At 66.0% G+C, this 22,395-nt stretch carries 21 protein-coding genes; 16 read left to right on the top strand and 5 right to left on the bottom strand.

Features of this window, described 5'->3' with window-relative positions:
- The first annotated feature begins 8 nt into the window (after window positions 1–8).
- The 14 genes from rpe to secG all read left to right on the top strand — a co-directional run bounded on the left by rpe (window position 9) and on the right by secG (window position 13,708).
- Complete coding sequence (gene rpe / locus QP997_RS00625) at window positions 9–695, top strand: ribulose-phosphate 3-epimerase (protein ID WP_070761396.1); 687 nt, start codon at window positions 9–11, stop codon at window positions 693–695.
- 100 nt (window positions 696–795) lie between these two features.
- The gene (gene ribD, locus QP997_RS00620) at window positions 796–1,785 is read left to right on the top strand and encodes a bifunctional diaminohydroxyphosphoribosylaminopyrimidine deaminase/5-amino-6-(5-phosphoribosylamino)uracil reductase RibD (protein ID WP_502870419.1); all 990 of its coding nucleotides are present in this window, start codon (window positions 796–798) and stop codon (window positions 1,783–1,785) included.
- Window positions 1,786–1,865: 80 nt separating this feature from the next.
- Window positions 1,866–2,456: a riboflavin synthase gene (locus QP997_RS00615; protein ID WP_284845893.1), complete on the top strand. Its 591-nt coding sequence runs from the start codon at window positions 1,866–1,868 to the stop codon at window positions 2,454–2,456.
- A gap of 89 nt (window positions 2,457–2,545) precedes the next feature.
- A complete protein-coding gene (locus tag QP997_RS00610; protein WP_187441034.1) occupies window positions 2,546–3,814 on the top strand; it encodes a bifunctional 3,4-dihydroxy-2-butanone-4-phosphate synthase/GTP cyclohydrolase II in 1,269 nt (422 codons plus the stop codon).
- 1 nt (window position 3,815) lies between these two features.
- On the top strand, window positions 3,816–4,298 hold the full coding sequence (ribH, locus tag QP997_RS00605; protein WP_070761399.1) for a 6,7-dimethyl-8-ribityllumazine synthase: 483 nt from the start codon (window positions 3,816–3,818) through the stop codon (window positions 4,296–4,298).
- A gap of 51 nt (window positions 4,299–4,349) precedes the next feature.
- The gene (locus tag QP997_RS00600) at window positions 4,350–4,826 is read left to right on the top strand and encodes a PH domain-containing protein (RefSeq protein WP_070761400.1); all 477 of its coding nucleotides are present in this window, start codon (window positions 4,350–4,352) and stop codon (window positions 4,824–4,826) included.
- 3 nt (window positions 4,827–4,829) lie between these two features.
- Complete coding sequence (gene uvrC / locus QP997_RS00595; protein ID WP_284845892.1) at window positions 4,830–6,920, top strand: excinuclease ABC subunit UvrC; 2,091 nt, start codon at window positions 4,830–4,832, stop codon at window positions 6,918–6,920.
- A 5-nt stretch (window positions 6,921–6,925) separates the two neighbouring features.
- Window positions 6,926–7,810: an RNase adapter RapZ gene (gene rapZ, locus QP997_RS00590; RefSeq protein WP_284845891.1), complete on the top strand. Its 885-nt coding sequence runs from the start codon at window positions 6,926–6,928 to the stop codon at window positions 7,808–7,810.
- Window positions 7,811–7,897: 87 nt separating this feature from the next.
- Window positions 7,898–8,935, top strand: coding sequence for a gluconeogenesis factor YvcK family protein (locus tag QP997_RS00585; protein ID WP_070758924.1), 1,038 nt, complete (start codon window positions 7,898–7,900; stop codon window positions 8,933–8,935).
- Between the two features lie 65 nt (window positions 8,936–9,000).
- Window positions 9,001–9,987 carry a DNA-binding protein WhiA gene (gene whiA, locus QP997_RS00580; protein WP_070758923.1) on the top strand — a complete coding sequence of 329 codons (987 nt, stop codon included), beginning with the start codon at window positions 9,001–9,003 and terminating at the stop codon, window positions 9,985–9,987.
- Between the two features lie 133 nt (window positions 9,988–10,120).
- Window positions 10,121–11,146, top strand: a complete 1,026-nt coding sequence (gene gap, locus QP997_RS00575; protein WP_070758922.1) for a type I glyceraldehyde-3-phosphate dehydrogenase — start codon at window positions 10,121–10,123, stop codon at window positions 11,144–11,146.
- A 110-nt stretch (window positions 11,147–11,256) separates the two neighbouring features.
- Window positions 11,257–12,465 (top strand): phosphoglycerate kinase, encoded by a 1,209-nt coding sequence (locus tag QP997_RS00570; protein ID WP_284845890.1) that lies wholly within the window; start codon window positions 11,257–11,259, stop codon window positions 12,463–12,465.
- A gap of 97 nt (window positions 12,466–12,562) precedes the next feature.
- Entirely contained in the window at window positions 12,563–13,354 is a 792-nt protein-coding gene (gene tpiA / locus QP997_RS00565) for a triose-phosphate isomerase (RefSeq protein ID WP_284845889.1), read from the top strand.
- Between the two features lie 120 nt (window positions 13,355–13,474).
- Window positions 13,475–13,708, top strand: a complete 234-nt coding sequence (secG, locus tag QP997_RS00560; protein WP_070758920.1) for a preprotein translocase subunit SecG — start codon at window positions 13,475–13,477, stop codon at window positions 13,706–13,708.
- Window positions 13,709–13,819: 111 nt separating this feature from the next.
- Here the strand turns inward: secG and pgl are convergent, their stop codons facing one another.
- From pgl to tkt, 5 genes are all read right to left on the bottom strand, one after another.
- The gene (pgl, locus tag QP997_RS00555; protein ID WP_284845888.1) at window positions 13,820–14,722 is read right to left on the bottom strand and encodes a 6-phosphogluconolactonase; all 903 of its coding nucleotides are present in this window, start codon (window positions 14,720–14,722) and stop codon (window positions 13,820–13,822) included.
- Between the two features lie 44 nt (window positions 14,723–14,766).
- Window positions 14,767–15,780, bottom strand: coding sequence for a glucose-6-phosphate dehydrogenase assembly protein OpcA (locus QP997_RS00550; protein WP_284845887.1), 1,014 nt, complete (start codon window positions 15,778–15,780; stop codon window positions 14,767–14,769).
- Between the two features lie 44 nt (window positions 15,781–15,824).
- Window positions 15,825–17,360 (bottom strand): glucose-6-phosphate dehydrogenase, encoded by a 1,536-nt coding sequence (gene zwf / locus QP997_RS00545; RefSeq protein ID WP_070758917.1) that lies wholly within the window; start codon window positions 17,358–17,360, stop codon window positions 15,825–15,827.
- Between the two features lie 45 nt (window positions 17,361–17,405).
- Window positions 17,406–18,518: a transaldolase gene (gene tal, locus QP997_RS00540; protein WP_284845886.1), complete on the bottom strand. Its 1,113-nt coding sequence runs from the start codon at window positions 18,516–18,518 to the stop codon at window positions 17,406–17,408.
- A gap of 100 nt (window positions 18,519–18,618) precedes the next feature.
- The gene (gene tkt / locus QP997_RS00535) at window positions 18,619–20,667 is read right to left on the bottom strand and encodes a transketolase (RefSeq protein ID WP_284846008.1); all 2,049 of its coding nucleotides are present in this window, start codon (window positions 20,665–20,667) and stop codon (window positions 18,619–18,621) included.
- Between the two features lie 351 nt (window positions 20,668–21,018).
- Between tkt and QP997_RS00530 the strand changes: the two genes are divergently transcribed.
- Window positions 21,019–21,945, top strand: coding sequence for a heme o synthase (locus QP997_RS00530; RefSeq protein ID WP_284846007.1), 927 nt, complete (start codon window positions 21,019–21,021; stop codon window positions 21,943–21,945).
- A 92-nt stretch (window positions 21,946–22,037) separates the two neighbouring features.
- Window positions 22,038–22,376 carry an SdpI family protein gene (locus QP997_RS00525; RefSeq protein ID WP_012360249.1) on the top strand — a complete coding sequence of 113 codons (339 nt, stop codon included), beginning with the start codon at window positions 22,038–22,040 and terminating at the stop codon, window positions 22,374–22,376.
- The last annotated feature ends 19 nt before the right edge of the window (window positions 22,377–22,395 follow it).

The following is a 22,395-nucleotide window of genomic DNA, read 5'->3' as shown; positions in this document are numbered from 1 at the left end:
TGAGTGTTATGAGCACAGCCAACGGACAGCAGACCATCATCGCCCCCTCCATCCTCGCCGCGGATTTTTCCGCCCTTGGCGCGGAAGTCGAGGCCATTTCGGACGCCGAGTGGGTGCACATTGACGTGATGGACGGCCACTTCGTCCCCAACCTCTCCTTCGGCGCCCCGGTCGCCAAGTCCCTGATTGGGAAGACCGAGCAGTTCCTCGACGTCCACCTCATGATCGAGGACCCACAGCGCTGGGTGAAGGAGTACACCGACTTCGACAACGTCACCTTCCACGTGGAGGCTGCCGGAGGGGTTGAGGAATCGGTGGCTCTGGCTCGCGCCTTGCGCGCCGCCGGGACCAAGGCCGGTGTGTCCATCAAGCCGAATACCCCGGTGGAGCCGCTGCTGGAGCATCTGGCCGAGTTCGATCTCGTCCTGGTGATGAGCGTGGAGCCTGGCTTCGGCGGGCAGAAGTTCATGCCCGAGGTGCTGGATAAGGTGCGTGCCCTGCGCGAAAAAATCGACGCTGAGGGGCTGGACACCCTCATCGAAATCGACGGCGGCATCGGACCAGAGACCGCCGCGGATGCTGCTGCGGCCGGGGTCGACGTCTACGTTGCGGGTTCCTCGGTCTTTGGCAAGGAGGACCGTAATCAGGCGATCGGCGAGATCCGCGCGGCCGCGGAGGCCAACGCAGGTGCCTAACCCCCCCCAGCGCGTTTCTCAGGCTGCGACGCAGGGGGCGACCCCGTCGCGGACCGAGGTACCAGCGGACCTCCCAGCGGAATTTCTGCTGGCCGACGAGATGGGCTGGCACGCTGCGGGCAATACCCGGCCGAACCCGCCAGTGGGCTGCGTGATCGTGGATTCGGTCGGCGCGATTCTGGGCCGGGGTGCGACCGAACCGGCGGGCGGTAGGCACGCCGAGGTGGTCGCGCTGCAGGCTGCCGGTGCGAGCGCCGCTGGTGCCACCGCATACGTCACCCTCGAGCCCTGCAATCACACCGGACGCACCGGGCCGTGCGCGGAGGCCCTGATCGCCGCCGGAATCGCGGAGGTGCATTACCTTTTCGCCGACCCGGGCAAGACCGAGGGCGGGGGAGGCCAGCGCCTGCGCGCTGCCGGCGTGACCGTCACAGGCCCCTACCTCGAGCCCTTCCACCTGGGGGAGCACCGTTTCAGCGTGGAACCCTGGCTGCGCGCCGCACATTTGGGCAGGCCGCACGTCACGCTGAAGTTCGCCAGCACCCTCAATGGCCTGGCTGCTGCCACGGACCGCACGAGCCAGTGGATCACCGGCCCGACCGCCCGCGCGGACGTCCACGCAGACCGGCAGTACCGGGAGGCGATCCTCGTGGGCACCGGAACCGTCCTGGCCGATGACCCGCAGCTCACCGCCCGCCCCGGCGGGGCGGAGGGTCCCCGTCAGCCGCTGCGCTTCGCGTTGGGGCAGCGGGAGCTCCCCACTAACGCTCGCCTCCTGCAAGCTGGGACTCACGCGCCGGCCGGCCAGCACCTGGCAACCCGGGACCTCCATGCGGCGCTGGCGGAGCTGCGCCGGCAGGGCATCTCGGATGTGCTGGTGGAGGGCGGACCCGAACTAGCGGGAAGCTTCCTTGCCCACGGCCTGGTCGACGAGATCCGGTCCTATCTTGCCCCCGCCTGGTTGCCGCGCGGCCTCCCCGCACTGGGAGCCGGCGGCATCGGCAGTACTTCGATCACGGATCTGCAGCGCTTCGCCACCCGTAGTGTGCAGCGCATCGGCGAGGACATCCTCTGGCTGGCGCAACGCTAGACCGGGGATTGACCCGTGCTCAAGCGCAAGAAGATATATCATCATTGGTAGTTTTGGCCCCGACGTCAGAGAGGATGGCTGTGTTCACCGGAATCATCGAAGAGATCGGTCACGTCGAGAAGATTGAGAGGCTTCCCGACGCCGGGCGCATCCGCGTCGCCGCATCGCGAGTGGTCTCTGATGCCGGCCTGGGAGACTCCATCTCCGTCAATGGCGTCTGCCTGACCGTCACCGACTTCGACGACACCGGCTTCACCGCTGACGTCATGAAGGTCACCCTCGATTACACGTCGCTGGGCACACTCTCCGAGGGGGCGTCCGTCAACCTGGAGCGCGCGATGTCCGCCCAGGGGCGCTTCGGCGGACACGTCGTCCAGGGGCACGTCGACGGCACCGCCACCTTGCAGGAACGCGTGCCCTCCGAGCATTGGGAGGTCTTCCGCTTCCACCTTGACGACCCGGAACTTGCCACCTACCTGGTGAAAAAGGGATCGATTGCAATCAACGGCACCTCCCTGACCATCGCGGAACTAGCCGATGGGCTCTTCGAGGTCAGCCTCATCCCCGCCACTTTGGAGGCCACGATGCTGGGCGAACTCCAGCCGGGGGATAAGGTCAATATCGAATGCGACGTGCTTGCGAAATACGTCCGCGCCATGCTCGACCGCTGACCCGCCGCAACAGAACCACAAAGAAGAATTCGACAAGCCTTAAGCCACCCGCCCCAACCGGGCGAGGGTGGCATCGTTGGAAAGAAGCTATGACCGCTGAACGAGACTCGCTAGTCCTGGATTCCGTCGAATCCGCCATCGCCGATATTGCCGCCGGCAAAGCGGTGGTCGTCGTCGATGATGAGGACCGCGAAAACGAAGGCGACCTGATCTTCGCCGCGGATCTGGCAACCCCAGAACTCGTGGCCTTCATGGTGCGCTACACCTCCGGTTACATCTGCGTCGCCATGGAAGATGACCGCGCCGACGCGCTCAACCTGCCGCCGATGGTCGCCCGAAACGAGGATGCCCGCTCGACCGCCTACACCGTCACCGTGGATGCGGCCACCGGCTCCACCGGCATTTCCGCCCGCAGCCGCTGCGAAACCATCACCCGCCTCGCCGACGAGAGCTTTGGCCCCGAGGCCTTTACCCGGCCGGGCCACATCGTCCCCCTGCGCGCCCGCCGCGGTGGCGTGCTCGCCCGCGATGGCCACACCGAATCCTCCGTAGACCTGTCCCGGCTCGCCGGCCGCGCACCCGTCGGCGTGCTTTGCGAGATCGTCTCCGAGGACGACCCCACTGACATGGCCCGTGGCCCGGAACTGCGCCGCTTCGCCGACGAGCACGGCCTGCGCATGGTCTCCATCGAGCAGCTCATCGAGTACCGCCGCGCCACCGAGCAGACCGTGGAGCGCAGCACCGAGGCCCGCCTGCCGACCACCCGCGGCGAGTTCCGCGCGGTAGGCTACACCAGCCTCGTCGACGGCACCGAGCACGTCGCGCTCGTCCACGGGGACGTCACCGGCCAGAAGGACGTCCCAGTCCGTGTGCACTCTGAGTGCCTCACCGGCGACGTCTTCGGCTCCCTGCGTTGCGACTGCGGCGAACAGCTCCACGCCGCCATGGAGGCTGTCCAGGACGAGGGCCACGGCGTCGTCATCTACCTGCGCAACCAGGAGGGCCGCGGGATCGGCCTGGTTCCGAAGCTGCGTGCCTACGTCCTCCAGGACGAGGGACTGGACACCGTGGAGGCGAATACCGCCTTGGGCCTGCCAGCCGACGCCCGCGAGTACAGCGCGGCAGCGTCGATCATCAAGGAACTCGGGATCGAGAGCGTCCACCTGATCTCCAATAACCCGGCGAAGAAGCAGAGCCTCGAGAACTTCGGGGTCTCTGTCACCGGCCGCATCCCAGTGCAGCCACCGGCAACGAAGGATAACGCTCGTTACCTGCAGACAAAGCGGGACAAGATGGGCCACCAGCTCGACAACCTCAACGTTGCACCGGCTGCCGCTACAGCCGAGAAGGAGAACTAGCATGCCAGCCGAAGGTATCCCGCAGATCAACCTGGGCCCCGGCGCAGCAGAGGGGCTGCGTGTCGCCGTGATCAGCGCCCAGTGGAACGCCGAGATCACCGATAAGCTCCACGCCGAGGCCATCACAGCTGCCCGTGAGCTCGGCGCCAGCGTCGAGGACTGGCGGGTGGCTGGCGCCCTGGAGCTCCCCGTCGTCGTGGCCGCGGCCTGCAAGAATTTCGACGCCGTCATTGCCACTGGCTGCGTTATCGAGGGTGAGACCGAGCACTTCCGCGTGGTCTGCGATGCCGTCACCTACGGGCTGACCCGCGTCGGCCTGGATACGGGTGTGCCGATCGGCAACGGCGTACTCACCGTCGACAACCACCAGCAGGCCGTCGACCGCGCGGGCGGGCCGGATGCCAAGGAAAACAAGGGCGCGGACTCCGCGACCGCGGCCATCCACGCCGCATTAGTTCTCCGCCAGATCGCGGCGGTAGGGTAGTAGCCGATACGTTGTGGCAGTACGAACGAGGAGAGCGGTCGAGTTTCACAGATGAGTAACCCAGTGTCGCAGGCAGCACCGGCCAAGGGGCAGTGGCTCTTTGAGGCCCGTTCGCCGTTCCTCAAGCGGATCGCGATCATCGGTGTCGTCGTCATCATGATCATCCACATCGTCATGGCCATCATCGTTGGTATCGGCGATACCGGCGTGACGCTGACCTCGGCGGATCAGTGGTCCTTCGTCGGCATCGGCTTGCTCTTCTCCGGCGTCTGCCTCTTCCTGCTGCGTCCCCGCGTCCGCATTGATGAGCGCGGGGTTGAGGTGCGCAACATCGCGAACGCGCAGTTCTACCCCTGGCAGATCATCCACGGCCTCTCCTTCCCGGCTAAGGCGAAAATGGCGCGGCTGGAGCTCCCGGATTTCGAGTTCGTTCCGATGATGGCGCTGAATATCTACGACAAGGAGACCATCGCCGCGAACGTCGAGCGGTTCCGCCTGCTTGAGGACCGCTATATGCCGGAGGACTAGCCGGTGGCGGAACGCACCCCCAACACCGTCGATTATCGGCCAGCCCCCGGCACTATCCCCACGCAGCCGGGGGTCTACACTTTCCGCGATAAGCACGACCGCGTCATCTACGTGGGCAAGGCCAAGAACCTCCGGGCGCGCCTGTCCAATTACTTCCAGGACCTCAGCCAGCTGCACCCGCGCACCCGCACGATGGTACAAACTGCCAACCGGGTGCAGTGGACCGTCGTGGGCAGCGAATTCGAGGCCCTCAACCTCGAATACACGTGGATTAAGCGCTTCAACCCGCGCTTCAACGTCATGTACCGGGACGATAAGACGTACCCGATGCTGGCCATCAGCGTGAAGGATCGCTTCCCGCGCGCTTATCTCTACCGTGGGCCGCGACGTAAGGGCGTGCGCTACTTCGGCCCGTACCCGAAAGCCTGGGCGATCCGGGAGACCCTGGAGTCCCTGACCCGGGTCTTCCCGATCCGTACCTGCGCGCCGGGCGTGTTCCGCCGGCACGAGGCCCTGGGCAGGCCGTGCCTGCTCGGCTATATCGACCGTTGTTCCGCACCGTGCGTCGGCAAGGTGACCGAGGACGAGCACCGCGCACTCGTCGACCAATTCAGTAGCTTTTTGGCCGGCAACACCGAGCCCGTGCTGCGCCGGGTCCGCGGCGAGATGGAGGAGGCCGCCGAGAACCTGGACTTCGAGCGGGCCGCGAGCCTGCGTGATCAGCTGCAGGCCATGGAGAAGGCGATGGAGAAGCAGGCCGTCGTGTTCTCCGACGCCACGGACGCCGACGTCCTCGCCATCGAGCAGGACGACCTGGAAGCGGCGATCCAGATCTTCCACGTCCGCGGCGGGCGCATCCACGGCCAGCGTGGCTGGGTGGTGGAGCATTCCGACGAAACCCGTGCGGAGATGATCGGCCAGTTCATCACGCAGTTTTACGGCGGGGAGGCCGAGCTGGTCGCCGCGACGGAGACGGCGGTTGGTGGTGCCGCAAGCTCGCATGTGGATGTCGACCTGGCGACCGCCATCAACCCGGCCTCCGCCGCGGAGCTCGGCGGTTTGGTGGGGGATGTGCAGGTCTCACCCGTGCCCCGCGAGGTACTGGTACCCGAGCTGCCCGCCGGCAATGCCCGCCTCGGTGCGTGGCTCAGCGAATTGCGTGGCTCCAAGGTCACCATCCGGGTTCCGCAGCGCGGCGATAAGAAGGCGCTGCTGAGCAACGCGCACACCAATGCCACCCAGGCGCTGGCACAGCACAAGTTGAAGCGCTCCGGGGACATCACCGCACGCTCCGCAGCCCTGCGCGACCTTCAGGAGGCTCTCTGGATGGACGAGCCGCCCCTGCGCATCGAGTGCACGGACATTTCCCACATCCAGGGAACGGACGTCGTCGCCAGCCTCGTCGTCTTCGAAGACGGCCTGCCGAAGAAGGCCGACTACCGTCGCTATAAGATCCGGGACGCCGCGGGAGACGGACATTCCGACGACGTCGCCTCCATCGCCGAGGTCGTCCGTCGCCGTTTCCTGCGGCACAAGGAGGACATAACCGCCGTCCCGACCGGCGATGACGCCGGCGACCGGCTGGAAGGCGAGGAAGAACTGGAGCAGGCGGCAGGCGAGGAGCCGAAGCGCGCCTTCGCTTACCCGCCGCAGCTGTTCATCGTCGATGGCGGCCCACCGCAGGTCAACGCCGCGCAGAAGGTGCTGGACGAGCTGGGGGTCAACGATGTCACCCTGGTGGGCATCGCCAAGCGCCTGGAAGAGCTATGGCTGCCGGAGGACCCGTACCCGGTGGTCATCCCGCGCGATTCCGACGCCCTCTATCTCGTGCAGCACATCCGCGATGAGGCGCATCGCTTCGCGATCAATTTCCACCGTCAGCAGCGCAGCAAGCGGATGCGCACCTCCGTCTTGGATGAGGTGCCGGGGCTGGGCCCGAAACGCCGGCAGGAGCTGGTGAAACACTTCGGATCCGTGGCGAAGGTGCGCGCCGCCACCGTTGAGGAGATCGCAGAGGTACCTGGTTTCGGCCCTGCGCTGGCCGAGAAGGTGCACGAGGCGGTACAGCACCGCCCCACTAAGCCTGCGGGGTAGCTACTATGGTCAGCATGACCTCGCCGCAGAAAGAACCCTCCTTAACCCTCGTCACCGGCATGTCCGGTGCTGGCCGCCGCACCGCCGCGGCCGTGCTCGAGGAAATGGGCTGGTACGTCACGGATAACCTCCCGCCGGAGTTGATCGTGCGGATGGTGGAGCTCAGCTTTGACGCGGAATCCCCGGTGGAGAAGCTGGCGATCGTCACCGACGTGCGGTCGCGTTCTTTTGCCGGCAGCCTGACAGGGGTGCTTGAGAAGCTGGTCGACTCCGGGCGCAAGCCCATCGTGCTCTTCCTGGAGGCGTCCGACGAGGCCCTGATTTCCCGCTTTGACGAGGTGCGCCGCTCCCACCCGCTGCAGGACGGCGATTCTCTGCAGAGCGGGATCGACCGCGAGCGCGAGATGCTGAACGGGATTAAGCAGGAGGCGGACATTGTGGTCGACACCTCCAGCACCAGCATCCATGACCTGCGCCGCATCCTGGAGATGAAGTTCTCCGATGCGGCCGGGGATAGCACCCGGGTGGTTTTGCAGTCCTTCGGCTTCAAGCACGGGGCTCCTCGGGATGTGGACATCCTCCTGGACGTGCGCTTCCTGCCAAACCCGTACTGGGTTCCCGAGCTCCGGGGACTGCGGGGCGTGGACAAGCCGGTCTCCGACTACGTGTTGAGCCAACAAGACGCCCCGCGATTCCTGGAGTCCTTCGAGTCGATGCTGCTGGCCATGCTGCCGGGCTTTCACCGCGAGGGGAAGGGGTTCCTAAGCATCGGGATTGGATGCACCGGCGGCCACCACCGGTCCGTCGCAGTGACCGAGGAGGTTTCCGCCAGGTTGCGGGAGCGGGGAGTGGAGGTTCGGACCAGGCACCGCGATCTGGAACGCGGCTGAAGGTCGCCGACGCACTGAACTTTTCCTTCACCCTTTCGTTCCCCGTCATGTGGGGAGCGCACACTGCTCACTGGGAAGTTGCACCTCATGTCTCATAACGATCACCCCGTGGTCGATAACCCGACCACCCCGCCCGCTACTGACACGGGTAACAAGCCCCTCGAGCGCCTCGTATCGCTCGGTGGTGGCCACGGACTCTTCGCCACCCTGCGCGCGGGGCGCACCATCGCGGATCACGTGACCGCCGTCGTCACCGTCGCGGACGACGGCGGCTCCTCGGGCCGCATGCGCCGGGAACTGGATTGCCTCCCGCCGGGAGATCTGCGCATGGCGCTGGCAGCATTGACCGAGGACAGCGACAAGGGACGCTTCTGGGAGGAGGTCATCCAGCACCGCTTCGGCGGGCAGGGTGCTCTCAACGGTCACGCCATCGGTAATTTCCTCATCACCGGGATTTCCCAGGTGCTGGGTGACGACATCGCCGCCCTGGATACGCTCGCGAAGATGCTGGGTGTGAAGGGCCGGGTTTTGCCAATGAGCACCGTGCCTCTGGATTTAGAGGCGGATGTGTTGGGGTTGGCGAAGGATCCCCGAGAGAGCGTGCAGGTTCGCGGCCAGGTTGCCGTGGCCACCACCATCGGGGAGGTGCGCCGGGTGCGTGTCCACCCGGCCAACCCGTCGGCTGCTGCGCCGGCCGTGGCAGCGATCAAGGACGCTGACCTCATCACCCTTGGTCCCGGGTCCTGGTTCTCCTCGGTGATTCCGCACCTGCTGGTTCCGGGGATCGTTGAAGCTCTCAACGAGTCACAGGCCCCGACCGTGGTGGTGTTGAACCTCGTAGCAGAAGCCGGGGAGACCTCCGGTTTCTCCCAGGAGCATCACGTCCACATGCTGCACCAACACGCCCGCGACCTGAACGTGGACTACATGCTCATTGACCAGTCCACCATGCCGGGCGGGACGATGGGCACCCACATCGAACGTGCGGCGGCGTCGATGGGGGCGGAGCTGATCTGCGCTGACGTCCGGGAGGACGACAACCGGGGGCGCTGGACTGACCGGCACAAACCCAAGAAGCTGGCCGCCGCCCTGGCGGACATCGCCGCGAAGCACCGCACCCGGTAAAACCCACGGGGCCCACGCGGCACCCAGGTTGAAGAGAATGTGAAGAGGAAAGAGGTAATCAAGCCGTGGCTCTCACCGCCGATGTGAAGGACGAGATCGCCCGCGTCAGCGTCGTTCGCGCTGAGGACATGAACGCCGAGGTGGCAGCACTGCTGCGCTATAGCGGCGCGCTGCATCTGGTCGCCGGACAGATCGTGGTGGAGTCCGAGGTGGACAGCTCCGCGACGGCGCGACGCCTGATGGAGTTTGTGGAGCAGCTCTACCACCACGAGGCGCAGCTGCAGATCATCGGCGCAGGCAACCTGCGCAAGAGCGCGCGCTACATCGTGAAGTGGATCAAGGGCGGCACGGAGATCGCCCGCCGCACCGGGCTGATCGACCGCGCAGGAAGGCCCGTGCAGGGGCTGCCACGGACGATCATCGGCGGCCCAAAGTCCGCCTGCGTGGCAGCGTGGCGGGGCGCTTTCCTCGCGCGCGGCACCCTCACGGAGCCTGGTCGCAGCTGCGCGCTCGAGGTCGCGACCCCGAGCAATGAGGCGGCGCTCGCCCTCGTGGGTGCGGGGCGCCGAATCGGCGTGACCGCGAAAACCCGGGAGACCCGCGGGGTGCACCGCGTGGTGGTCAAGGATGCCGAATCGATCAGCGCGCTGCTGACCCTGATGGGGGCGCAGGCCACGCGCCTGGTCTGGGAGGAGCGCCGCATGCGACGGGAAGTTCGTGCCACGGCGAACCGCCTGGCCAATTTCGACGATGCGAACCTGCGCCGCTCCGCCCGCGCGGCGGTGGCCGCTGCCGCCAGGGCGGAGCGGGCTCTGGAGATCCTGGGTGAGGATGTTCCCACCCACCTCGCCGAAGCCGGCCAGCTACGCGTCAAGCACCGGCAGGCCTCCCTGGAGGAACTCGGCCAGCTGGCGTCACCGCCGATGACGAAGGACGCGGTGGCCGGCCGCATCCGCCGTCTGCTCTCGATGGCGGATAAGCGAGCCGAGGAGCTGGACATCCCGGATACCCACGCCGCGGTGACCGAGGACCTCTTCCAGGACGTCGAATAATCCCTAAGATCGGGAACTGGAAGCCTCCAGCACCCAAACACCACGACCAATAGATACCCCGCCAGCGGCTGATGACATCCGCCGGCACCCGGCCCCACGGGACCGACGAAGCGAAAGGACAGAGGCAATAAGCATGCCAGCTAGCAACCAGAAGAAAATCAACATCGGCATCAACGGCTTCGGCCGCGTGGGACGCAGCTTCTTCCGCGCGGTGCGCGAGATGCACCCCCACCTCAACATCGTCGCGATCAACGACCTGACCGACAACGCCACCCTGGCGAACCTGTTGAAGTACGACTCCGTCATGGGACGCCTCGGCGAGCCGGTACTGCACTCCGAGCACTCTCTTCGCATCGGCGAGGAGACCATCCGCACCTTTGCGGAGCCGGATCCGGCATCCATCCCATGGTCCGAGGCCGGGGTGGACATCGTCGTGGAGTGCACCGGCCAGTTCACGAAGAACGAAAAGGCCCACGGCCACCTCGAGACCGGCGTGAAGAAGGTGCTGCTCTCCGCACCGGGCAAGGAGGTCGACGCCACCCTCGTCATGGGCGTCAACCACGAGGACTACGACCCGGAGAAGCACACCGTCGTCTCCAACGCTTCCTGCACCACGAACTGCCTTGCACCGCTGGCCAAGGTCATGAACGACGCCTTCGGCATCGAGCGTGGCCTGATGACCACCGTGCACGCCTACACCGGTGACCAGCGCATCCACGACGCCCCGCACAAGGACCTGCGCCGTGCTCGCGCCGCCGCCCAGAACATCGTCCCGACCTCCACCGGTGCTGCCCGCGCCGTCGGCCTGGTGCTGCCGGAGCTGGAAGGCAAGCTGGATGGCTACGCCGTGCGCGTGCCGGTCATCAACGGATCCCTGGTTGACCTTACCTTCGAGGCCAGCAAGCCGGTGACCGTCGAGGCCGTCAACAACGCCCTGCGCAATGCTGCAGAGGGGCCGCTGGCGGGCATCGCACTGTACTCCAACGGGGAGCCCTACGTCTCCACCGACATCATCGGTGACCCGCACTCCACGATCTTCGATTCGGAGCTGACGAAGGTGATCGGCTCTCAGGTCAAGGTTGTCTCCTGGTACGACAACGAGTGGGGATACTCCTGCCGACTCGCGGACCTGGCTGACTATATCGGCGCCCGCCTCTAGGTAGAATCGCAGCGGTTACTTATCGCACACGCCCGGTGGCTTCCAGCCGCTGAGCGTGGGTGCGAGCAGAAAACTTTCCCTCAAGCTTCTTTCAAAGGATGTCGAGTTTCATGGCAGTAAAGACCCTCAAGGACCTTCTGGCCGAAGGCGTGGAAGGCCGCCACGTGCTGGTTCGTTCGGACCTGAATGTTCCGCTGGCTGACGGGGAGATCACCGACCCGGGCCGTATCGACGCGTCCATCCCGACGCTGCGCGCCCTGTTGGACGAGGGGGCTCGCGTCATCGTCGCCGCCCACCTGGGCCGCCCCAAGGGCGAGGTCGACCCGGAGCTGTCCCTGGCACCAGTCGCCGAGGCGCTCGCCGAGCGTCTGGACCAGTGGGTGCCGCTGGCTGGCGACGTGACGGGGGAGGACGCCCACGAGCGCGCCAACGGCCTGGACGACGGCGACATCCTGCTGCTGGAGAACGTTCGCTTCGACCCCCGCGAGACCTCTAAGGACGCCGCCGAGCGCGCGGAGTTCGCCGCGGAGTTGGCCGAGCTCACCGCCGATAACGGCGCCTTCGTCTCCGACGGCTTCGGTGTGGTCCACCGCGAGCAGGCCAGTGTCTACGACGTGGCCAAGAAGCTGCCGAGCTACGCCGGTGGCCTGGTCTCCGCGGAGCTCGAGGTTCTTGAGAAGGTCTCGGGCTCCCCGGAGGCCCCGTACGCGGTCGTGCTGGGAGGCTCCAAGGTCTCCGACAAGCTGGGCGTGATCGAGGCGCTGGCACCGAAGGTCGACCGTCTCATCATCGGCGGTGGCATGTGCTTTACCTTCCTGGCCGCCCAGGGCCACGACGTCGGCGGCTCCCTGCTGCAGGAAGACATGATCGACACCTGCAAGGACCTGCTGGAGCGCTACGGCGACGTCATCGTCCTGCCGACGGACGTCGTCGCAGCAGAAAACTTCTCCAAGGACGCCGAGCACAAGGCCGTGGGCCTGTCCGAGATCCCGTCCGGCTGGATGGGCCTGGATATCGGACCGGAGTCCGCGGCCGCGTTCGCTGCGGTACTCGGCGAGGCGAAGACCGTCTTCTGGAACGGCCCGATGGGTGTCTTCGAGTTCCCGGCGTTCGCCGCTGGAACCAAGGCGGTCGCTGAGGCCATCATCAAGGCCACCGACGCCGGTGCCTTCTCCGTGGTCGGTGGCGGGGATTCCGCTGCCGCTGTGCGCACCCTGGGACTGGACGAGGAGGGCTTCAGCCACATTTCTACCGGCGGTGGCGCCTCCCTGGAGTTCCTGGAGGGCAAGACCCTGCCGGGCGTCGAGGTACTGGGTTAGTCCGAGATACCGGGTTAGTCCGAGGTACCGGGCCGCAACCCGCCGTTTTTCCCGCACCCGAGGCACGGGGCGGGGAAGTCACAGAAAGGATTCTTGAGTGGCAGCTCACAGCGCCGTCAAGCGCAAGCCCCTGATCGCGGGCAATTGGAAGATGAACCTCAACCACCTTGAGGCGATCCAGGTGGTGCAGAAGTTTTCCTTCGCTCTGCCGAAGGAGTACTACGAGCGAGTCGACGTTGCGGTTCTGCCACCGTTCACCGACATCCGCTCCGTGCAGACGATCGTCGAGGGTGACAAGCTGCAGATCAGCTATGGCGCCCAGGACGTCTCTGCCCACGACTCCGGCGCGTACACCGGTGAGGTCTCCGGTGCGATGCTCGCGAAGCTGGGTTGCAGCTTCGCGGTTGTCGGTCACTCTGAGCGCCGTCAATACCACGGTGAGGACGATGCGACGGTCGCTGCGAAGGCGCGTGCCGCGCTCAAGCATGGTCTGACCCCGATCATCTGCGTCGGCGAGCCGCTGGAGGTTCGTGAGGCGGGCGAGCACGTGGGCTACGTCGTCGACCAGCTCAAGGCGTCGCTTTCCGGCCTCAGTGGGGAGGAACTCTCCAAGATCGTGATCGCCTACGAGCCCGTCTGGGCCATCGGCACCGGCAAGGTCGCCTCCGCCGCGGACGCGCAGGAGGTCTGCGCCGCGGTCCGCGAGGCACTCGCTGAGCTGGGAGGAGAGGATGTCGCCGCTGGCGTCCGGGTCCTCTACGGTGGCTCCGTGAAGCGGGAGTCCATCGGCGAGCTGATGGCGCAGCCGGATATCGACGGCGGCCTGGTCGGCGGCGCAAGCCTCGACGGTGCAGAGTTCGCCCGCCTCGTCGCGGCGTCCGTCAGCTAGTCGGCACGCAACAATCCCGCCGACCGGGCGGCGCGCCGAATTGCCCGCCGCCCGCCTGGCTGGGTAGATTTATTCTGTTAGTTAGATTCTTCAGCGAGAAGTTTTTAAAGGTTTAAGGCTTTGATCCTCACTCTCCAGATTCTCCTTGTCATCACCAGCCTGCTGCTGGGGCTGTCCGTGCTGCTGCACAAGGGCAAGGGTGGCGGGCTGTCCAGCCTCTTCGGCGGCGGTATGCAGACCAACCTCTCCGGCTCCACGGTCGCAGAGAAGAACCTGGACCGGCTCACCGTCGGCACCGGCGTCGTGTGGTTGCTGTGCATCATCGCGCTGAACCTGGTTCTGCACTACGGCTAAGCAGTTCTCGCGACACCACATTTCCCGCGTCGCTGCATAGTGTTAGCGACGCCCGCATAGATTGAAGCCCCGCTCGTCGGTTCTGTGAGCGGGGCTTCGTGCTACCTATACCTAATTCTCGGCGTTCTCGGCGTCCTCTGTGGCCGCGACCGTAGCAGAGTCGCTGGCGCTCTCGGCCAGCCATGGGGAGGCGGCCTCGTCGACCCACAGCACGGTGCGCTCCACGCCCGCCACGATCGCGCCCGGCCACTGGGCCCCATTGCCGCCGTTGGCCACCTGCTCGGCAGCCTCGGCCTTCTCGGCCCCGGAGACCAGCAGCCACACCTGGGCTGCCCGGTTCACCGCGCTGATCGTGAGGCTGACCCGCTCCGGCGGGGGCTTGGGGCAGTCACGCACCGCCACCACCTCACCGGTGGCCTCCAGCAGCTCAGGGGTGTGGGGGAACAGGGAGTTGATGTGCCCTTCCGGCCCCATCCCCAGCAGGTGGACGTCGAAGCCTTGTGGCGCCAGGCGGGCCAGCTTCTCCTCGTAGTCACGGGCCGCTTCATCCAGCTCCGCACCATCACTTGGACCGGCACCGGTGGGGGCGAGGTAGCTCACGATGTTCTCAGCCGGAATCGCGATGTGGTCCAGCAGGGCGTCGCGGGCCTGCTTCTCGTTGCGCTCGGAATCACCTGCGGGCACAAAGCGCTCGTCGCCGAAGAAGATCAGCACCCGGGACCAATCGATCGCATCGATGGGGAAGTCCTCCGCGGCCGTCGTAGCGGCGTGATCCAGCACCGCGAGCTCGCGGAGAGTCTGGATGCCGGCACCCCCGCCGGTCAGCACGATGCGTGCGACCCCATCGCCGTGGACGCCGGACTGCTCACGCTGAATCTTCGTGACCGTGCGAACGACTTCCCGGGCCGCGGCAGCAGCCAGGCCTCGTTGGTCCACATTCTGGACGACGGTGACGCCACCTTCGCTCACTGTGCCGTCGATGGTGCCGTGTTCTCCACGGTGTTCTGCGGTCATGCTTTCTCCTTGTGTTCAGCCACAACTGGGTGGGAAAGAAGTGTTTAGCGCTGGGACTCGAGGCTCTCCAGGTCCTCGACGATGCGGGTGACCGTCTCACCGCTGCGGCGGGAGCGATTCACACGCACCAGTCCACGGAGGGCCCGCCCGAAAGCGTAGTCGGAATCCAGGTGGCGCAGCTCCTCGGCGAGGCAGTCGCCCAGATCTCGGGGAGCCAGGGCCACCAGGGAACGTCGCGTCCCGACGGTGACCTCGGCGGTGTGGGCGTCCTGAACAGCGACGGTGATGTCCGCACCCTTCCGCTTCAGGACCGTCTTCTGAACGGGAATGGTCTCGTGGCCCGCAGCGTCCACGGGAGGGACGGGGGCGTCGGAATTAATCCGCTTCACCGGAACCCCCAGCTGGTCGGCAAGCCAGCCCGCTGCCAGATCCACGGCGGCATCGTCGGTCGGGCCGGTGACCTCCGCGGACTCCACCGGCTCGAAGGGCGGCTGGTCCAGCGTGGATGCCAGCAGCGCCCGCCACAGGGTGATGCGGCTCCACCCGAGGTCGGAATCCCCGCGGGAGTAGGTGGTACGGCGGCGGTAAATGCTGCGGGTGGTGGTCTCCGCGTTGACGTCCGTGATGCGGCGATCCGCTAGCACCCCAAGTGGGTCGGCGGCGGGGTTGCGGGGCGCATCTCCCGGCCACCAGACGACGATCGGGGTGTCCGGCAGCAGCAGCGGGCGGACGATGGAGTCCTCGTGCTCGGTCAAGCCACCGTGCAGGCTCAGCACGATGATCTCGGAGGCACCGGCCTTGCCACCAAGGTGGATCTGCGCGTCCAACCGCGGCTCAACGCTGGGTCCGTCGGCCTCCTGCAGGATGATCACACGGGCGGGGTGCTCGCGGGCGGCGTCGGTGACCGGCACCAGGATTGTCTCCAGCGGGGTTGCTGCAGTCGAGCTGACGACCACGGTGAGCACGCGGCCAGACGCGACCTCACCGCGTTCCTCGCGGGCCTTGTTGAGCCGCTGGGTCACCTCACGGGTGCTGGTGTTCGGAAGCGTGATGATCATGCCTGAACTCTTCCTTCTCTCGCTTGAATGGTGGGGAAGCGGGCTTATGGGCGGCGCCACTGGCGGCCGCTGCGGGACATGAGTTCGTCTGCTCCCGGTGGACCCCACGTGCCGGCTGGGTAATCTTCTGGAGTACCGTGGCTTTCCCAGGACTTCAGGATGGGGTCCAGGATGCGCCAGGAGAGCTCCACCTCCTCGTTGGTGGGGAAGAGGCTCGCCTCGTCGAGGAAGGCATCCAGGATCAGGCGCTCGTAGGCCTCGGGGGACTCCTCGGTGAAGGACTCGGAGTAGGAGAAGTCCATGTTCACATCGCGGACCTCCATCCCGGAGCCAGGCACCTTGGAGCCGAAGCGCATGAGCACGCCCTCCTCGGGCTGAACGCGGATGACCAGCATATTGCTGCCCTGGGCGGTGGTCTGGCCGTCCACGAAGGGCAGGTGCGGGGCCTTCTTAAACACCAGCGCGATCTCCGTGACCCGGCGGCCCAGGCGCTTGCCGGTGCGCAGGTAGAAGGGCACGCCCGCCCAGCGGCGGGAGGAGATCTCGAAGGTGGCCGCCGCAAAGGTCTCGGTGGTGGACTCCGGGTCGAAGCCCTCCTCCTCCCGCAGGCCACACACCGGAACGCTGCCCTGCCAGCCCGCGGTGTACTGGCCCCGTGCGGTGGTTTTCGCGAAGGGGCCGACGGGGCGGGTGGCGCGCAGCACCTTGATCTTTTCGCTCTGCAGCTCTGCCGGGTTGAAGGCTACGGGTTCCTCCATCGCGATGAGGGCGAGCAGCTGCAGCAGGTGGTTTTGCAGCACATCCCGGGCGGCACCGATGCCGTCGTAGTAGCCTGCGCGCCCCCCGAGCCCGATGTCCTCAGCCATCGTGATCTGCACGTGGTCGATGTAGTGGGAGTTAAACAGCGGGTCGAAAAGCTGGTTGGCGAAGCGCAGCGCCAGGATGTTCTGCACCGTCTCCTTACCCAGGTAGTGGTCGATGCGGAAGACATCGGACTCGGGGAAGACCTCGTTGACCACATCATTGAGCTCCTTCGCGGAGGCCTCGTCGTGGCCGAAGGGCTTCTCGATGACCACGCGGCGCCAGCCGTTTTCGCTGCGGGCCATTCCGGAGCGCTGCAGCTGGTGGATCACGCTGGAAAAGTGCTGTGGCGGAACGGAGAGGTAGAAGGCCCAGTTCCCGGACGTGCCGCGCTGCTCGTCGAGCTGGGCGGTGACAGCAGCGAGCTTGTCGAAAGCGGCGTCGTCGGAGAAGTCGCCCTGGACGAACTCGATGCCTTCGGCGAGCCGGTCCCAGACCGCGTTACGCCACGGGGTGCGGGCTCCCGCCTTCACGCTCTCCAGAACCTGGGCTTCGAACTCCGCCTTGCTCCACGCGCGTCGCCCGTAGCCCACCAGGGAGAAGCCCGGGGGCAGCAAACCGCGGTTGGCGAGGTCGTAGATCGCGGGCAGCAGCTTCTTGCGTGCCAGGTCACCGGTAACCCCGAAGATCACCAAGCCGCCGGGGCCGGCGATGCGCGGGAGGCGCTTATCCTGCGGATTGCGCAGCGGGTTGTTCAGGTTCTCCTGTGATGCGCCCACGTCGAAGCGATCCCCTTTCCGATTGGCGGTACGTGTGCCGGGAAACTACTTGGCCTTCGCGAGCTGCTCGCGCAGGGTCGCGAGGAGCTCGTTCCAGGCTTGCTCGAACTTCTGCACGCCCTCGGTCTCCAGGCGCTGCCAGACCTCTGGCAGGTCGATGCCGGCGCTGGTGAGCGCGGAGAAGACCTCGAGGGACTCGCTGGCCCGCCCGCTCAGCTGGTCGCCGGTGGTCTCGCCGTGGTCAATCGTCGCGTCGAGGGTGGTCTCAGGCATCGTGTTGACGGTGTTGGGGCCCGCGAGCTCGGTGACGTAGAGGGTGTCTGGGTACTCCGGGTTCTTCACGGAGGTGGATGCCCACAGCGGGCGCTGGGTGTTCGCCCCGCGGCCAACAAACTCCTGCCAGCGGGGGTTATTGGCCAGCTTGTCGAGGTAGGAAGCGTAGGCCAGGCGGGCGTTGGCGAGTGCCGCCTTGCCCTGCAGCGCTGCGGCCTCCGCACCCTTGTCAGCCAGCTGCGGGTCGATGTCGCTGTCCACGCGGGAGACGAAGAAGGAGGCAACCGAGTGGATGTTGCTGATGTCCTTGCCCGCCTTCTCGGCGGCGGCGATGCCCTCGACGAAGGCTTCCATGACCTGCTCGTAGCGCTCCACGCTGAAGATGAGGGTCACGTTGACGCTGATGCCTGCGGCCAGCACCTCGCTGATCGCGGGCAGGCACTCGGTGGTCGCGGGGATCTTAATCATCAGGTTTGCGCGATTGACCTGAGCGGCCAGCTCCCTGGCCTGCGCGACCGTCCCGGCAGCGTCGTGGGCGAGGCGAGGGTCGACCTCGAGGGAGACCCAGCCGTCGACCCCGCCGGTATGCTCGTGGACGCCAGCCAGGACGTCGCAGGCATCCTGCACGTCCTTGACCGCCATGGCAAAGACCGCCTCGTCGGCGGCGACGCCGGCGGCAGCGAGCTCGCGCAGCTGCTCGTCGTAGGCATCCCCCTGGGACATGGCAGCCGCGAAGATGGCTGGGTTGGTCGTCACTCCCACGATGCCCTTAGCATCGATGAGGGAGGCGAGCTCACCGCTAGTCAGGCGTGGCCGGGACAGGTCGTCGAGCCACACGGAAGTGCCAGCGGAAGCGAGTTTCTGGATATTGCTTGGAGTGTTCATCGCTCACCAGCCTACTGCTGGCAGGCGATGGTTTCGACTTTGCTCCCCCGGGCAGAAAACCCGCCGAAAAACGCCGGGGGAGCGCGCCGTAACGAGCTGGCTAGACGAGCTCGCGGGCGGCGTCGGCGACAGCCTCTGCCGTGATGCCGTACTCCTGGTAGAGGCGCTGGTAGTCCGCCGAGGCACCGAAGTGCTCGATGGAGATGTTGCGCCCACCGAAGCCGGTGAACTCGTGCCACGGCATCGCGATGCCCGCCTCGACGGAGACGCGGGCGGTCACGGACGGTGGCAGCACCTCGTCGCGGTAAGCCTGGTCCTGGGCCTTGAACCACTCGACGACCGGCATGGACACCACGCGGGTGCCGATGCCCTCGGCCTCCAGCGCCTCGGCCGCAGCCATAGCCAGCTGCACCTCGGAGCCGGTACCGATGAGGATGACCTGCGGGGTCTCGGTGGAGGACTCGCGGAGGATGTAGCCACCGCGGCGCACACCCTCGCGGGCCTTCTCCTTGGTGCCCTCCAGGACCGGGACGTTCTGGCGGGTGAGGATCATGGCCTTCGGCGCGGCCGGAGCCTCGAGGGCTTCCGCCCATGCGGCGGAGGTCTCGTTGGCATCAGCCGGACGGATCACCGCGAGGTTCGGGATCGCGCGCAGCGCAGCCAGGTGCTCGATCGGCTGGTGGGTCGGGCCGTCCTCACCCAGGCCGATGGAGTCGTGCGTCCACACGAAGTAGCTATCCGTGCTCATCAGCGCAGCCAGGCGGACGGAGGCGCGCATGTAATCGGAGAACTGCAGGAAGGTCGCACCGTACGGGCGGGTCGGGCCGTGCAGGGCGATGCCGTTGATGATCGCGCCCATCGCGTGCTCCCGGATGCCGAAGTGCAGGTTCCGGCCGGTCGGGGAGGTAGTGAAGGTGGAGGTGGAGATGCTGGTCGGGCCGAAGGAGTCCTCACCATTGATGAGGGTGTTGTTGGAGCCAGCCAGGTCGGCAGAGCCGCCCCACAGCTCCGGCATCTTCTTCGCCAGAGCCTGCAGCGCAGCACCAGAGGCCTTGCGGGTCGCGACGGACTCTCCAGCCTCGTAGCTCGGCAGTTCGGCATCAAAGCCCTCCGGCAGCTCGCCGGCGAAAAGGCGGTCGAAGAGCGCCTTGTTCTCTGGGTTGGCCTCAGCCCAGGCGTCGAAGCTCTTACGCCACTCGGCCTCCGCCGCCTCGCCGCGGTCGATGAGCTGGCGGGTGTGATCGATGATCTCCTCTTCGACCGGGAAGGCCTCGTCCGGGAAGCCGAGGTTCTTCTTGACCCCGGAGATCTCCTCGGCACCCAGAGCCGCCCCGTGGGAGGCGCCGGTGTTCACCGCGGTCGGTGCACCGTAGGCGATGACGCTGCGCATGCGGATGAAGGTCGGCTTGTTCTTCTCCTGCTTCGCGCGCTCCACGGCGTCCAGGATGCCTTCGACGTCCTCACCGGTGACCTCCAGGACCTGCCAGCCGTAGGCCTCGTAGCGGGCGGCGACGTCCTCGGTAAAGGCGATGGTGGTGTCGTCCTCGATGGAGATGCCGTTATCGTCCCAGAAGACGATGAGGTTGCCCAGCTCCTGAGTACCGGCCAGGGAGCCCGCCTCGGCAGTGATGCCCTCCTGGACGTCGCCGTCGGAGGCGATGACGTAGACGAAGTGGTCGAACGGGGACTCGCCGTCGCCGGCGTTCGGGTCGAAGAGCGCCTTCTCGCGGCGGGCGGCCATCGCCATGCCCACGGCAGATGCCAGGCCCTGGCCGAGCGGGCCGGTGGTGATCTCCACGCCGTCGGTGTGGCCGACCTCCGGGTGGCCCGGGGTCAGGGAGCCCCACTGGCGCAGCTGCTTGATGTCCTCGAGTTCCAGGCCGAAACCACCCAAGTACAGCTGGATGTACTGGGTGAGTGAAGAGTGGCCACAGGAGAGGACGAAACGGTCGCGACCAACCCAAGTCGGGTTCTTCGGGTTGTGGCGCAGCACGCGCTGGTAGAGCGTGTAGGCCAGGGGCGCGAGGCTCATCGCGGTGCCCGGGTGGCCCGAACCGCACTTCTCCACGGCGTCGGCGGCAAGCACGCGGGCGAGGTCAACCGCCCGGGTGTCCTTCTCAGACCAGTCCGCCGGGAAGTTGCGGGCCATCAATGCTTGGAGCTCGGCAGGGAGATTCGGATTATAAGACACGAACTTGGGCCTTCCTCGGGGTGTGACGTACTCGGGTTGTAGCTCTCGCCGCCGCGGACGCGCGGGCGAGGCTTAACTATGCATATTCAATCTACCGGCCACGGCAAAACTCTGCGTTCTTGGGGCAGCCGGAACTTTTTAGCGGTCATTTTCGACTACTCAAGAGGGCTTGATGAAACGTCGCCAATCCAGCCCCCAAATCTGGCGACTCGCGGTATCGGCGCAGTTTCGCCCACAGAATGCGCTCGGGTAGCGTATAGGCGGATAAGACGTGGAGAAGTGGAGGCAGAAGGCTTCGTGAATGGAATCTTGGATGCGGTCAAGGCTTATCTAGCGTTGACTAAGCCCCGGGTCATCGAGTTGCTCCTCGTCGCGACGATCCCGGCGATGCTCCAGGCCAATCGCGGTGAGATTGAGCTCGGCCTGATCATCCTCACCCTCATCGGTGGCTGGATGGGCGCAGCCTCCGCTAATACCTTCAACATGGTCGTCGACTACGACATCGACCAGTTGATGCGCCGCACCCGTCGCCGCCCGCTAGCCAAGGACACGGTTCCGGTCGAGCACGCAAAGATCTTCGCCTGGGTGCTGATGATCGCCAGTGTGCTGTGGCTGACCTTCCTCGTGCACTCTCCGCTGTCTGCCGCGTTCATTCTGCTGACCATCTGGTTCTACGTCTACGTCTACTCCAAGTGGTTGAAGCGCCGCACTTGGCAGAACGTCATCTGGGGTGGGGCCGCCGGCTGCATGCCCGTCATGGTCGGCTGGGCAGCTGTGACGGACAACAACGGCGGCGCCTTCAACGCCGGCTGGAGCTCCTGGATTCAGGCGATCATCCTGTTCATGGTCATCTTCTTCTGGACTCCGCCCCACACCTGGGCGCTGGGCATGCGCTACCGCGAGGACTACAAGGCCGCGGGCGTACCCATGATGCCGGTGGTCAAGCCGCCGCTGGAGGTCACCCGCCAGATCCTCTGGTACACCTGGGCTACGGTCATCACCTCGCTGCTTCTGGTCCCCGCCGCGGGCTGGATCTACGCCGTCGCGGCTCTGGCCTCCGGCGCCTGGTTCATCTTCCGCGCCCACGGCCTGCACCGCGGGGTCAAGGAGGGCACGCCGGTCAAGCCGATGAAGCTGTTCTTCCTGTCGAATAACTACCTTTCCCTGCTCTTCGTTGCCCTTTCGGTCGACGCCGTTATTGGCTGGGACACCGTCTGGCAGATGCTCGGCAACTAAGCTGTAGCCCTAACCCGGGGATTCGCCCCGATCTGCAGGCCGCATCCGGGAGGATGCGGCCGTTATTTTTTTGTTAGCGAAGAGGAGTACCTATGCCGCTCTTTTCCATCATCATGGTGACTTCTTACCTGGCCGGGGGCGCCGTATTGCTGTGGGTTGGGGTGAAGGGCGGATCAGAAACTCTGCCCCGCAACGACTGGATCGGAATCAGGACCCACAAGACGCTTTCCAGCGATGAGGCCTGGCTGACGGGGCATAAGGCTGCTGCGGGCTATCTCAAAGCCAGCAGCGTGCCGATGATCCTCGGTGGGATCTTCTTCATCTTCGCCAGTGACGAGCAGATTGGCTACGCAACTCTGCCAACTGCGGGGATCACGTTTGTGCTGGTGATGCTCGCAGTACGCAAGGCGCATACAGCCATCAGCGAATAGGTCTCGCCCCCGTCGTGGC

The sequence above is a fragment of the Corynebacterium sp. MSK039 genome (genome assembly GCF_030232315.1).
GTDB lineage: Bacteria > Actinomycetota > Actinomycetes > Mycobacteriales > Mycobacteriaceae > Corynebacterium.
The sequence above is the reverse complement of the archived record's forward strand: the minus strand, read 5'-3'. Positions and strand labels throughout refer to the sequence as shown.

What these genes read in the sequence shown, in the direction of transcription:
- tkt (WP_284846008.1), bottom strand. Translation starts at nt 20,667, where the DNA reads ATGGCCCGCAACTTCCCGGCGGACTGGTCTGAGAAGGACACCCGGGCG.
- QP997_RS00550 (WP_284845887.1), bottom strand. Translation starts at nt 15,780, where the DNA reads ATGATCATCACGCTTCCGAACACCAGCACCCGTGAGGTGACCCAGCGG.
- ribD (WP_502870419.1), top strand. Translation starts at nt 796, where the DNA reads ATGGGCTGGCACGCTGCGGGCAATACCCGGCCGAACCCGCCAGTGGGC.
- rapZ (WP_284845891.1), top strand. Translation starts at nt 6,926, where the DNA reads ATGGTCAGCATGACCTCGCCGCAGAAAGAACCCTCCTTAACCCTCGTC.
- QP997_RS00610 (WP_187441034.1), top strand. Translation starts at nt 2,546, where the DNA reads ATGACCGCTGAACGAGACTCGCTAGTCCTGGATTCCGTCGAATCCGCC.
- pgl (WP_284845888.1), bottom strand. Translation starts at nt 14,722, where the DNA reads ATGACCGCAGAACACCGTGGAGAACACGGCACCATCGACGGCACAGTG.
- tal (WP_284845886.1), bottom strand. Translation starts at nt 18,518, where the DNA reads ATGAACACTCCAAGCAATATCCAGAAACTCGCTTCCGCTGGCACTTCC.
- ribH (WP_070761399.1), top strand. Translation starts at nt 3,816, where the DNA reads ATGCCAGCCGAAGGTATCCCGCAGATCAACCTGGGCCCCGGCGCAGCA.
- QP997_RS00570 (WP_284845890.1), top strand. Translation starts at nt 11,257, where the DNA reads ATGGCAGTAAAGACCCTCAAGGACCTTCTGGCCGAAGGCGTGGAAGGC.
- QP997_RS00585 (WP_070758924.1), top strand. Translation starts at nt 7,898, where the DNA reads ATGTCTCATAACGATCACCCCGTGGTCGATAACCCGACCACCCCGCCC.
- QP997_RS00600 (WP_070761400.1), top strand. Translation starts at nt 4,350, where the DNA reads ATGAGTAACCCAGTGTCGCAGGCAGCACCGGCCAAGGGGCAGTGGCTC.
- QP997_RS00525 (WP_012360249.1), top strand. Translation starts at nt 22,038, where the DNA reads ATGCCGCTCTTTTCCATCATCATGGTGACTTCTTACCTGGCCGGGGGC.
- rpe (WP_070761396.1), top strand. Translation starts at nt 9, where the DNA reads ATGAGCACAGCCAACGGACAGCAGACCATCATCGCCCCCTCCATCCTC.
- gap (WP_070758922.1), top strand. Translation starts at nt 10,121, where the DNA reads ATGCCAGCTAGCAACCAGAAGAAAATCAACATCGGCATCAACGGCTTC.